Raw genomic sequence first — 11,928 nt, forward strand, 5'->3', positions numbered from 1 at the left:
TCCCTTCGACATCCCAATTCGCCGCGCTGGGCGGCCCGCGGTCACTCAAGGCTGGCTGTCATCGAGCCCCATCATTGACGAGGGTCATCTCCCGACTGTCGAACTTCAGCCAGGCCTGGCGCTGATCGTCCAGCCGAAGCCGGTGGGCTCCGGGAGTGTTATAGCTGGCGAAGACCAAAAGTCCAGCGGCGCGCCGGCCCTCCAGCGGAAAGGGTTGGCGGTCGATGAATTGCCCCGGAACCAGCTCCAGCCCCCACACCGACATGAGTTGACGATAGTCGCGCTGGAACTGTTCGCGCTCCGCGAACCATTGGCTGGCGGTGATGCCCGACAGCTGCTTGAGCAAGTCCGGGTCGTTCACCGCGATGAAGTCCACGGCGATCGGCGTGTCGTCATTGGCACGCGGCGCGACGTCCAGGGTCAGGCTGTCCAGGTCGACGCTGGGGGCAAAAAGCGAGCAACCGGTGAGCGTCAGGCTCAAAAAAAATCCGAAAAAAAACCCACGCAAAATGAATCTTCCTTTTCTCAGCGGTCTGAAATTGTTTTTGCTTGCTTTTTTATAGACCTGTTCTAGCGTCTTGGGTAGTTCGACCCACACGGTCGAATGCGCCAGGTTCGTCAAGGGAATGACAGGTTTTCTGCCGTCCATTTGCAACCTGTGGATCAGCAAGGGAATGCGATGAGCGGGACTCCCGATGCATTGCGCCCACACATGCATCGGAGTCGGCCGCCATGGCAGAAAGTACCCAGCACAAGCTCGACAGAGTCCGTCCTCCCCGCGTCCAGATCACCTATGACGTGGAAATCGGCAACGCCATCGAGAAAAAAGAATTGCCACTGGTGGTCGGCATTCTGGCCGACCTCTCAGGCAAGCCACTGGACCCGCTGCCCAAGCTCAATGAGCGGCGCTTTACCGAAATCGATCGGGATAATTTCAACGAGGTGCTCGCCTCCATCTCCCCCCGCGCCACGCTCCAGGTGAACAACACCCTCAGCGGCGACGACAGCAAGCTCAACATCGAACTCAACTTCCGCCACATCGACGACTTCGACCCGGTCAAGGTCGTGGAGCAGGTCACGCCGTTGCGTCGGTTGTTCGAAGCGCGCCAACGCCTGCGGGACTTGCTGACCAAGCTCGATGGCAACGACGACCTGGACAAGCTGCTGCGCGACGTGATCGCCAACACTGAAGGTCTGCAGGAGATCAAGTCGGCGCGTCCCCAGGACGTACCGCCAGAGCTGCCCGCCGTGGCCGCCAACGATGACCCTGCCCCGGCCGAACCACAGGCCTGATCGCGCGCATCATTAAGGGAGATAACACCATGCCTGCTTCATCCAGCGCTCAAACCAGCGAGAGCACGACCCAGACCCTGTCCCTGCTGGACAAGATCATCGCCGAAGGCCGCATGGCCCACGACGACAGCCAGCAAGATTACGCCCGCGACATGCTGGCCGAATTCGCCACCCAGGTCCTCGACGAAGGCATGGCCATCGACAAGGACACCGTGGCGATGATCAACGACCGCATCAGCCAGATCGACCAATTGATCAGCGCCCAGCTCAACGAAGTGCTGCACCATCCTGACCTGCAGAAACTCGAAGCCTCCTGGCGCGGCCTGCACCTGCTGGTGCAAAACACCGAGACCAGCACTCGGCTCAAATTGCGCCTGCTCAACGTCACTCAGAAAGAACTGCAGAACGATCTGGAAAAAGCCGTCGAATTCGACCAGAGCGCACTGTTCAAGAAGATCTACGAGGAAGAATACGGCACCTTCGGCGGGCACCCGTTCAGCCTGCTGGTGGGTGACTACACCTTTGGCCGGCATCCGCAGGACATCGGCCTGCTGGAAAAGCTCTCGAACGTCGCCGCCGCTGCACATGCCCCGTTCATTGCCGCCGCCAGCCCGCGGTTATTCGACATGACCAGCTTCACTGAACTGGCGATCCCCAGGGACCTGTCGAAGATTTTCGAGAGCCAGGAGCTGATCAAGTGGCGCGCCTTCCGTGAAAGCGAAGACTCGCGCTACGTGTCGCTGGTGCTGCCGCACTTCCTGCTGCGCCTGCCGTACGGCCCGGACACGCTGCCGGTGGAAGGCATCAACTACGTCGAAGACGTCAACGGCACGGACCACAGCAAATACCTGTGGGGCAACGCCGCCTGGACCCTGGCGCAACGCATCACCGAAGCCTTCGCCAAATATGGCTGGTGCGCAGCCATTCGCGGGGCCGAGGGCGGTGGCGCGGTCGAAGGCCTGCCGGCCCATACGTTCCGCACCAGTTCCGGGGATCTGTCGCTCAAATGCCCGACCGAAGTGGCGATCACCGACCGCCGTGAAAAAGAACTCAACGACCTGGGCTTCATCTCCCTGTGCCACAAGAAAAACAGCGACGTGGCGGTGTTCTTCGGCGGCCAGACCACCAACAAGGCCAAGGTCTACAACACCAACGAGGCCAACGCCAACGCGCGGATCTCGGCGATGTTGCCGTACGTGCTCGCGGCCTCGCGCTTCGCCCATTACCTGAAGGTGATCATGCGCGACAAGGTCGGCAGCTTCATGACCCGCGACAACGTACAGACCTACCTCAACAACTGGATCGCCGACTACGTGCTGATCAACGACAACGCGCCACAAGAAATCAAGGCGCAGTACCCGTTGCGCGAAGCGCGAGTGGACGTGACGGAAGTGGCCGGCAAGCCAGGGGCCTACAAGGCCACGGTGTTCCTGAGGCCGCACTTCCAGCTGGAGGAGCTGACCGCCTCGATTCGCCTGGTGGCCACCCTGCCGCCACCGGTAGCTGCCTGACGGTTGAACTTGTGGCGAGGACGCTGTTGTGGCGAGGGGATTTATCCCCGCTGGGGCGCGAAGCGGCCCTAAATACCGGCCACTCGGTGTATCCGGCAGATCAAGCTGACTGCTCAAGGGGCTGCTGCGCAGCCCAGCGGGGATAAATCCCCTCGCCACAGGGGTTCGGCATTCGTTTCTAGGGGTATTGGGTACCACCTACTTGTCTTCTTCAGGAGTTCCACACAATGGATGCAATCATTCTCGACCTCGGCGGCGACATCAAGGGCGACAGCCTGCTGGAGGGTTTCACGGACAAGATCGAGGTCATGTCCTACAGCCATAACGTGGCGATGCAGGTCACCAACGACGTCAGCAACTCGGAGCGTACCTCCGGTCGGCCCCATATCGGCGAATTCACCCTGACTAAATTCATCGACAGCTCCACCCCTTCGCTCAACGAGTATTGCTGCGCCGGCAAGCCGATCCCGCAGGCCGTCATCACCATCGGCCGCAACGCCGCCGAAGGCAGCGGCCAGATCATGCCGTTCATTGTCTACACCCTGACCAACGTCGTGCTGTCCAACGTCAGTGTCAGCGGCGGCACCGGCGGCAAACCGGTGGAAACCCTGTCGCTGAACTTCACCAAGATCAAATGGGAGCTCACCGCGCAGAAAGACGACGGCACCAAGGAAGGCACGGCGGGCACGACCTGGGACCTGGCCGCCAACAAAATGACCAAGTAGGGAAACCACGCCCATGGCTGGCTTCGGGCTGCGCCCGCCCCTGTTCGAACGCCTGGCCAGCCCGGCGGACGATTCCGGGCGGGCGTTCGACCGACAGGCGTTGCAAGACTCGGTGCATGCCGAACTGTCGCGCCTGTTCAATACCCGACGCGGCCCGCGGGCGCTGACCGAACCGCCGAGCATCCTGGACTACGGCATCGCCGACTGGACCGCGCTGCAACAGCAGCGCAGCGATGACCGCCGACAACTGACCCGGGAAATCCGCCAGGCCATCACCTGCTTCGAACCTCGCCTGCGCCTGGGCGAGGTCGAGGTCTGCCCGGTGCCGGGCCGTGCGCAGCAACTGTGCATACGGCTGTTGGGCGAGCTGCGCGGCGACCAGCATGCCTGGCCCGTGGCCTTTGTCATCGAGCACGCCGGCGACGGCCTTGAGGTACGACATGAGCGACTCGATTGACCCGCAACTGTTGGACTATTACCAACGCGAACTGACCTGGTTGCGGCACGCCGGGAGCCTGTTCGCCGAGCGCTACCCCAAGGTCGCCCGGCGCCTGGAGTTGTCCCCGGGCGAATGCCCCGACCCGCATGTCGAGCGCCTGCTGGAAGGTTTCGCCCTGTTGGCCGCCCGCTTGCAACGCCGGCTGGACGACGACTACGCCGAATTCAGCGATGCCCTGCTCGAACAGCTCTACCCGTTGGCCATGCGGCCCTTGCCGTCGTGCGCCATCGTGCAGTTCGAACCCGACCCCAGCAAAGGCAACTTGAACGAGGGCTATCCGCTGCCCCGCGACACACCATTGTTCGTCACTACGGACAAAGGCCAGAGCATTCATTTTCGGACCACCGCCGCCGTGCACCTGTGGCCGGTTGAAATCAGCGAGGCATTGCTGCTGGGCAGCGACGAAACCCAGGCGCTGACCGGAGTGGTCCGGGCACGCTCGGCCTTGCGCCTGGAACTGCGGTGCCTGGGCGAAAGCCAGTGGTCGACACTGGAAATCGACTCGCTGCGGGTACACTTGGCAGCGTCACCGATCATTAACGCCGGGCTGTACGACCTGATGGGCGCGCACGCCATCGAGGTCCTGGCCGGTGCGCCAGGCAGCGTGCCGGCGTCGCTGACAGGCTTGCCACAGATCGTCGGCTTCGCCAATGACCAGGTCTTGCTGCCGGATGAAGACGGCGTACATCCCGGCATGCGCCTGCTGGCGGAGTACTTTGCCTTCCCGGATAAATTCGGTTTCTTCGATCTGCCACTGGCCGGCGCCACCAGCGACGGTCCGTCGTTGTACCTGTACATCGTTTTCGACCGCCCTCCCACCAGCCGCCTGCCGCTCCAGGCCAGCGACATCGCCCTGGGCTGCACGCCGGTGATCAACCTGTTTCCCAGGACTTCCGAGCCGCTGCGCCCGGATGGCACCCGCAGCGAGTACCGGTTGGTGGCCGACAGTCATCGGGAAAACAGCGTCGAGATCCACAGCATCCGTGGCATGCGCGCCATGTCCAGCCAGGGCGTGCGCAAAGTGCCGGCCTATTACGGAAGCCAGCATGGCAGCGACCAGACCTGCTATTGGCATGCGCGACGGGTCAGTGGCATGAGCCCGAACCGATTGGGCACCGACTTGATGGTCAGCCTGGTGGACACCCAGTTCGACCCGCTGGCCGAAACCCGCGACTACAGCCTCACCGCCGAACTGCTGTGCACCAACCGCCACCTGGCCCAGAGCCTGCCGGCCGGTACCCCGCTGGGTTTCGAGCGCCCGGGGCCGGTGGCCTGGGCGCGCCTGCGCAACCCACCCAGCCCGCAAAGCCTGCCGCGCCTGGACGGCGAATCGCGCTGGCGGCTGGTGTCGCAATTGACCCTCAACCATTTGTCGCTGGTCGAAGGCCCCCAGGCATTGGACGCACTGAGCGAGATCCTCCAATTGCACAACCTGCGGGACGAGGCCAGCGCCCATCGCCAGATCGAAGGGGTATCGGGGCTGAGTTGCGACCGGGTCATCGCCCATGTCGGCGAAGATGCCTGGCGCGGCTGGCGCAACGGCCTGGAGGTGCGCCTGCAACTGGATCCGCAACACTTCGTCGGTAGCAGCGCCGTGCTGTTCTCCGGGGTACTGGCGCAATTCTTTTCCCTTTACGCCACCGCCAATCGCTTCGTGCGCACCGTGCTGGTCCAGTCCGACAAGGAGGTGAAGACATGGCAACCCCAAGCCGGCAAACCCCTGGTGCTCTGAACCTGAGCCAGCGCCTGCGGCGCGACCCGCAACGTTTCGAATGGCTCCAGGCCTTGCTGTTGCTCGAACGTGAACATCCCCAGGCCGAGCCCCTGGGCAGCGGCACCGCGCCGCACGCCGAAGCCTTGCGTCTGCGCGGGCCCTTGACGCCGCTGTTCGCCGCCAGCGAAGTGGAAAGCCTGGGCCAGGAACCCGGCCTGCCGCCAACCCTGACCACGCCGATTTTCGGCCTCGGCGGCCCCGACGGCCCGTTGCCCTACGCCTACCAGGAATGGCTGCAACAACGAGCCCGGGCGAAGGATCATGCCCCTGCGGAATTCCTCGACCTGTTCCAGCATCGCCTGCTCAGCCTGCTTTACAAGGTGATGCGCAAACATCGCATCGCCTTGGGTTTCACTGCCCCGGGATCGTCCGCCGTACACGCGCAACTGCGGGCGTTGACCGGCCTGCTACCCAAGGCCTTGCAGGAGCGCCAGGCCGCCCCCGACTCGGCGGTACTGGCCTGCACCGCGCTGTACGCCGATGGCCGGCGCTCCCTGGACGGGTTCGCGGCGATTGTCCGTGAACAGTTCGGGCTGCCCGTGGAGCTGACGGCCTACGAAGGTGGCTGGCGTGAAATCCCGCCGGCCAGCCGCAGCCGCTTGCCACCGGGCGGGCGCAACCTGTGCCTGGGCCGCAACGCAGTGGCCGGCAGCCACGTCTGGGACGAACATGCCGGCGTGCGCCTGACCCTCGGCCCGCTGACCACGGGCCAGGCCAGCGGACTGCTGCCCAACGGCGAAACCCATCCGCTGCTCGCCAGCCTCTACGCCCTGTACTTCGGCCCCGACCTGGATTGCACCCTGGTGCTGCTGATCCGCGGCGCCGGCCCGCTGCAACTGGACCGCCAGGCAGCGCCACGGCTGAACTGGAACGGTGGCCTGCAACACCAGACGACCCTCGCCGTGCAACGGATCGAAACCCGCCTTCGTCAGCCGGAGATTGCCTGAATGGAACTGGCCAGCCTGATCGGACGCCTCAACCCGGACAACCGCCGCGCCCTGGAACGAGCCGCGCAACGTTGCATGCAGCGCAGCCATCACTACGTGGAAATCGAGCACCTGCTGTTGGAACTGCTCGACATCGAGGGCGGTGATTTTGCCTGCCTGCTGCCACGTTTCGGTCTGGAGCGTGACGCGGTGGCAACGGAAACCAACAAGGCACTGGACCTGTTCAAATCCGGCAGCACCCGCACACCCGCCTTATCGGCGCAAACCATCGGCCTGCTGGAAGACGCCGTGGTCCAGGCCAGCGTGCTGGGCCTGGACAGCATCCGCTCCGGGCTGTTGCTGCTGGCCCTGCTGGACCGTGATGAGCGCCGCAGCCTGCTGCTCAACAGCGCCTCGTCGTTGCTGCGCATTCCCCGCGACGCCCTGCGCGCCCACCTATTGGAGTGGACCGAAAGCTCCCGTGAACATGTCGGTGGCGTGCGCCCGGCCAAACCCGGCGAGCCTCCCCAGAAACAAGACCCGATGCTGGACCAGTACACCCAGGACTTGACCGCCGACGCCCGGGCCGGACGCATCGACCCCATCGTCGGTCGCGACGGCGAGATCCGCCAGTGCATCGACATCCTGCTCCGGCGCCGGCAGAACAACCCGATCCTGGTGGGTGCACCCGGCGTCGGCAAGACTGCGGTGGTGGAAGGCCTGGCCCTGCGTATCGCCGCTGGGGATGTGCCGCCGTCGTTGCAGGAAGTCACCCTGCGCGTCCTTGACCTGGGCCTGTTGCAGGCCGGTGCCGGCGTCAAAGGTGAATTCGAACAGCGCCTCAAAGGCGTGATCGACGCGGTACGCAGTGCCGAAAAGCCGATCATCCTGTTTATCGACGAAGCCCATACGCTGATCGGCGCCGGCGGTGCGGAAGGCGGGAGCGACGCGGCCAACCTGCTCAAACCGGCCCTGGCCCGGGGCGAACTGCGCACCTTGGCCGCCACAACCTGGCTGGAGTACAAAAAATATTTCGAGAAAGACCCGGCCCTGGCCCGCCGCTTCCAACTGGTGCAGGTCGAAGAACCGGACGAACTTACCGCTGTGGAAATGCTCCGCGGCGTCGCGAGCAAACTGGAACAGCACCACGGCGTGCAGGTGCTGGACGCGGCCATCCACGAGGCGGTGAAGCTGTCCCACCGCTACATCTCCGGGCGACAGTTGCCGGACAAAGCCATCAGCGTGCTCGACACCGCCTGCGCCCGGGTCGCCCTCGGCCAGCACGACGTGCCGCCGCCGCTGGAAAGCCTGCGCCATCGGCAGAATAGCCTCAAGGACGAGGTCGAACGCCTGCGCCGGGAACAGGCCACCGGGCTGGATCATCGCGAGCGCATCACGCTGCTCGAAGCCGAATCGACCAGCAACGTGCAAGCCATCCGCGAGCTGGAAACCCGCTGGGGCGAAGAGCGCGAAGCCGTGCGCGAATTGCTCGACACCCGACGCGAACTGCTTACCCTGAGCGAACGCGCCGACAGTGAAAAAGCCGACACCGAGATCGATAACCGCATCGACCACTTGGCCGCCGAACTGCTGCGTCTGGAGGCCGGCCTCGATGCCATTCGCCAGGACGATCCGCTGGTGCCCGAACAGGTGGACAGCAAGACCGTCGCCGCCGTGATTGCCGGCTGGACGGGTATTCCGGTGGGCAAGATGCTCGCCGACGAAGCCCACGCCGTGCGCACCCTCGGCCAGCGCATGGGCCAGCGGGTCATGGGCCAGAGCACAGCGCTGAACACCATTGCCCAACGCCTGCAAGCCTACCGCGCCGGCCTCACCGACCCACAGAAACCGGTCGGGGTGTTCCTGCTGGTGGGCCCCACCGGCGTGGGCAAGACCGAAACCGCCTACGCCCTGGCCGACGCCTTGTACGGCGGTGAACGCAACCTGATCAGCATCAACCTCTCGGAGTACCAGGAAGCCCACACCGTCAGCCAACTCAAAGGCGCCCCACCCGGCTACGTCGGCTACGGCAGCGGCGGCGTGCTCACCGAAGCGGTGCGGCGCAAACCCTATTCCGTGGTGCTGCTGGATGAAATCGAAAAGGCCCACCCGGATGTGCTCGAAGCCTTCTACAACGTCTTCGACAAAGGCCTGATGGAAGACGGCACCGGCCTGGTGGTGGACTTCAAGAACACCGTGATGCTCGCCACCAGCAACGTCGGCGCTGAGCTGTTGCTGGATACGCCTAGCGCGCAACTGGGCAGCGACGCCTTCAACGAAGCCTTGCACAAAGTGCTGCTGCAAGCGTTCCGCCCGGCGTTTTTGGCGCGCATGACCGTGGTGGCGTACCGACCGCTGGATGAAGCGACGCTGGAGGGGATTGTGCTGGCGAAGCTGGAAAAATTGCGCGGGCGCTACAAGGCTGCGACGGGCAAGCAGTTCGAATTCGATGCGGGGATCGTCAAGGCTGTGTTGGCCAAGTGCAGCGCGGCGGGGGCACGGGATGTCGAGAATGTGTTGATGACGCAAGTGACGGGGAAGTTGGCGGAGTGGGTGTTGGAATGATTTGCCCTGTATTTTTTCTCGATCAACGGAAGGAACGTTGCCATGCTGAAGGCAAGACTTGAACTGGAAAAGCGCCATCTTTGTCCCACCTTCGCCAATACTCACGCAGGCATCGTCAGCTTCGACCTGCGCCTTGATATCGATCGAGACTTGCTGGCGTTGGCCGACGGCCACTCGCATCGTGCCTACTACCTGCCGTGGAATCCTGACGCGGGACTCTATGTCGACCTCCCTGCGGCCCCGACGGGCAACGACCCACTCCTGTTCCTCACTGCTAACCTGACAGGCTGTTGCGTGGGAATCCAGAACTTCGGCGGATTCATCAGGGTTCGACACTACAATCTATACACCACGGGCAATCAGAATCCGGTCTTCTCCCAGGATGACCTTTTCCGCTATGGCACCAATGTTTCCTGGCTGCTGCCGTCGGATAAATACAATGTCCCCGCAATCCAAAGAGCGGTCCCCTATACCCATGGCGGGCCTTGGGCCGAAGCCGTCCTGTGGGGCGAGTATGTCGCCACCTACTGGCCATTCACTTCGAAGTGGCACTTCTACTACCAGAATGGAAACGCCAATAAAGTTATCCATGAATTGAATTACCAGTAGCAGGCCATTCAATGCCCCGCTCCACCGACAGCAACACCACCCTCTCCCTCACCGCCACCTCGCTGTCGGCGCTGTACCCTGAATCGCTGTCCGGCGAAGAACGCCTCAACGCCCTGGGTTCGCACATGCTCAACGGCGTCAACGACGGCGCCTCGCTGGACCTCACGACGGCCGTCGCCAGCCATGTCACCACCACGCTGCACAAGGACGCCTTGCTGCGCCCGCTGGATTGGCTGGTGGCCGAAATCCGCCAACTGCCGGCCGACGCCACCGCCGAACGCTATCAACTCCTGCTCCGGCCCTGGCTCTGGTGGCTGAGCCTGGCCAGCAACAACCGCGTATTCCAGAACCTTGCCACATCGGACATCGTCACCACGATTTTCAAGGCCCATGGTTTCACCGACTTCCAGCTCAAGCTCACCGGCAGCTACACCCCGCGCGAATACTGCGTGCAGTACGGCGAAAGCGACCTGGCCTTCGTCTCGCGCCTGCTGGAAGAAGAGGGGATCTTCTGGTTTTTCACCCACGAGGAAGGCACCCACACGCTGGTCCTGGCCGACAGCAACGACGCCTTCGCACCGATTCCCAACGGGCCGACGGTGAACTACCTCGGGCAGCGAATCGGCGAGCGGGAACTGCACGGCATCCGCTCCGGGCAAGTGTGCCTGCAAGCGGTGGCCGGGGTTTACCAGGCGACCGACTATGAATTCACCACCCCAACGACATCGCTCTACAGCCAGGCCGAAGCCGTGGCCGGGCCAAGTTCGGTGTACGAACACCCGGGCGGCTACACCGCCAAGGCCCAGGGCGACGCGTTGACCAAACAGCGGGTGGACGGCCTGCGCAGCCAGGAGCAACGTTTTGTCGGCGAAAGCGATTGCCGCTGGCTGGTGCCGGGATACTGGTTCACCCTCGCCGGCCATGAAGACACGACGCTGAATATCGATTGGGTCGTGACCTCGGTCAGCCACGAAGCCAGCCACGACAGCTATCGCAACCGCTTCGAAGCGATCCCCAAGGCCACGGTCTATCGACCGCCCCGCCTCACGCCAAAACCCCGCATGCACACCCAGACAGCGCTGGTGGTGGGCAAGGCCGGCGAAGAAATCTGGACCGATGAATATGGCCGGATCAAATTGCAGTTCCCCTGGGACCGCACCGGCAAGAACGACGAGACGTCATCGTGCTGGGTCCGCGTGGTCTTGCCGTGGAGCGGCAAAGGCTTTGGCATGCAATTCGTGCCGCGCATCGGCCAGGAAGTCATCGTGACCTTCATCGACGGCGACCCGGACCGTCCCCTGGTCACCGGCTGCGTCTACAACGGCGACAATGCCCTGCCCTACGCGCTGCCGGCGAACCAGACCCAGTCCGGGATCAAGACCCAATCGTCCAAGGGCGGCGGCGGTTTCAACGAGTTGCGTTTCGAAGACAAGAAGGACGCCGAAGAGGTGTTTCTCCAGGCCCAGAAAGACTTCAACATCAACGTGCTCAACGACACCACCGCCACCGTCGGTCACGACGAAACCCTCACGGTGCAGAACGCCCGCACCCGTACGGTAAAGGATGGCGACGAAACCGTGACCCTGGAGAAAGGCAAGCGCAGCGTGACCATCCAGACCGGCAGCGACAACCTCGATGTGAAGGACACCCGCACTGTCACCGTGGGCTCGGATCAGACCCACAGCACCGGCGGCAACTACGAGCACAAGGTCACTGGCAATTACAGCCTGACGGTGGACGGCAACCTGACCATCAAGGTCAGCGGCACCCTGACCCTGCAAAGCGGCGGCAGCTTTGCGATCAAGAGCGGCGCCGACCTGGCCGCCCAAGCCAGCACGTCCATCAGCCAGAAAGCCGGCACAGCCCTGAGCAACCAGGCCGGTACCTCGCTGGAAAACAAAGCCGGCACCACCCTGACCAATGACGCCGGCATCAGCCTGGTGAACAAGGCGGCGGCCGAACAGACCGTGGACGGCGGCGGCATGCTGACCATCAAGGGCGGCCTGGTGAAGGTCAACTGACAGGA

Annotated in this window: 10 protein-coding genes; 9 read left to right on the top strand and 1 reads right to left on the bottom strand. The window is 63.5% G+C overall.

Annotation, left to right across the window (positions count from 1 at the left end; translation table 11 throughout):
- Window positions 1-58: 58 nt before the first annotated feature.
- Window positions 59-508 carry a type VI secretion protein gene (locus BT116_RS07620; RefSeq protein WP_072341846.1) on the bottom strand — a complete coding sequence of 150 codons (450 nt, stop codon included), beginning with the start codon at window positions 506-508 and terminating at the stop codon, window positions 59-61.
- 224 nt (window positions 509-732) lie between these two features.
- Between BT116_RS07620 and tssB the strand changes: the two genes are divergently transcribed.
- The 9 genes from tssB to tssI all read left to right on the top strand — a co-directional run bounded on the left by tssB (window position 733) and on the right by tssI (window position 11,923).
- Window positions 733-1,293 carry a type VI secretion system contractile sheath small subunit gene (gene tssB / locus BT116_RS07625; RefSeq protein WP_003202799.1) on the top strand — a complete coding sequence of 187 codons (561 nt, stop codon included), beginning with the start codon at window positions 733-735 and terminating at the stop codon, window positions 1,291-1,293.
- Between the two features lie 29 nt (window positions 1,294-1,322).
- Window positions 1,323-2,804, top strand: a complete 1,482-nt coding sequence (gene tssC / locus BT116_RS07630; protein WP_063320710.1) for a type VI secretion system contractile sheath large subunit — start codon at window positions 1,323-1,325, stop codon at window positions 2,802-2,804.
- A gap of 227 nt (window positions 2,805-3,031) precedes the next feature.
- Complete coding sequence (locus BT116_RS07635; RefSeq protein WP_014337905.1) at window positions 3,032-3,529, top strand: Hcp family type VI secretion system effector; 498 nt, start codon at window positions 3,032-3,034, stop codon at window positions 3,527-3,529.
- Between the two features lie 13 nt (window positions 3,530-3,542).
- Window positions 3,543-3,986 carry a type VI secretion system baseplate subunit TssE gene (gene tssE / locus BT116_RS07640; protein ID WP_072341848.1) on the top strand — a complete coding sequence of 148 codons (444 nt, stop codon included), beginning with the start codon at window positions 3,543-3,545 and terminating at the stop codon, window positions 3,984-3,986.
- On the top strand, window positions 3,970-5,760 hold the full coding sequence (tssF, locus tag BT116_RS07645) for a type VI secretion system baseplate subunit TssF (RefSeq protein ID WP_072341850.1): 1,791 nt from the start codon (window positions 3,970-3,972) through the stop codon (window positions 5,758-5,760). Before tssE ends, tssF begins: the two co-directional genes overlap by 17 nt.
- On the top strand, window positions 5,724-6,749 hold the full coding sequence (tssG, locus tag BT116_RS07650) for a type VI secretion system baseplate subunit TssG (RefSeq protein WP_072341852.1): 1,026 nt from the start codon (window positions 5,724-5,726) through the stop codon (window positions 6,747-6,749). Before tssF ends, tssG begins: the two co-directional genes overlap by 37 nt.
- Window positions 6,750-9,293, top strand: a complete 2,544-nt coding sequence (gene tssH, locus BT116_RS07655; protein ID WP_072341854.1) for a type VI secretion system ATPase TssH — start codon at window positions 6,750-6,752, stop codon at window positions 9,291-9,293.
- Between the two features lie 42 nt (window positions 9,294-9,335).
- Window positions 9,336-9,902, top strand: coding sequence for a hypothetical protein (locus tag BT116_RS07660; protein WP_072341856.1), 567 nt, complete (start codon window positions 9,336-9,338; stop codon window positions 9,900-9,902).
- A gap of 11 nt (window positions 9,903-9,913) precedes the next feature.
- Window positions 9,914-11,923, top strand: coding sequence for a type VI secretion system Vgr family protein (tssI, locus tag BT116_RS07665; RefSeq protein ID WP_072341858.1), 2,010 nt, complete (start codon window positions 9,914-9,916; stop codon window positions 11,921-11,923).
- Window positions 11,924-11,928 lie beyond the last annotated feature (5 nt).

Origin of the sequence: Pseudomonas sp. NFACC16-2 (genome assembly GCF_900119205.1) — a bacterium.
GTDB lineage: Bacteria > Pseudomonadota > Gammaproteobacteria > Pseudomonadales > Pseudomonadaceae > Aquipseudomonas > Aquipseudomonas fluorescens_Q.

Excerpts from the sequence above, each read along its gene's own strand:
- BT116_RS07660 (WP_072341856.1), top strand. The coding sequence starts at position 9,336 with ATGCTGAAGGCAAGACTTGAACTGGAAAAGCGCCATCTTTGTCCCACC.
- BT116_RS07635 (WP_014337905.1), top strand. The coding sequence starts at position 3,032 with ATGGATGCAATCATTCTCGACCTCGGCGGCGACATCAAGGGCGACAGC.
- tssH (WP_072341854.1), top strand. The coding sequence starts at position 6,750 with ATGGAACTGGCCAGCCTGATCGGACGCCTCAACCCGGACAACCGCCGC.
- tssE (WP_072341848.1), top strand. The coding sequence starts at position 3,543 with ATGGCTGGCTTCGGGCTGCGCCCGCCCCTGTTCGAACGCCTGGCCAGC.
- tssF (WP_072341850.1), top strand. The coding sequence starts at position 3,970 with ATGAGCGACTCGATTGACCCGCAACTGTTGGACTATTACCAACGCGAA.
- tssB (WP_003202799.1), top strand. The coding sequence starts at position 733 with ATGGCAGAAAGTACCCAGCACAAGCTCGACAGAGTCCGTCCTCCCCGC.
- tssC (WP_063320710.1), top strand. The coding sequence starts at position 1,323 with ATGCCTGCTTCATCCAGCGCTCAAACCAGCGAGAGCACGACCCAGACC.
- tssG (WP_072341852.1), top strand. The coding sequence starts at position 5,724 with ATGGCAACCCCAAGCCGGCAAACCCCTGGTGCTCTGAACCTGAGCCAG.
- tssI (WP_072341858.1), top strand. The coding sequence starts at position 9,914 with ATGCCCCGCTCCACCGACAGCAACACCACCCTCTCCCTCACCGCCACC.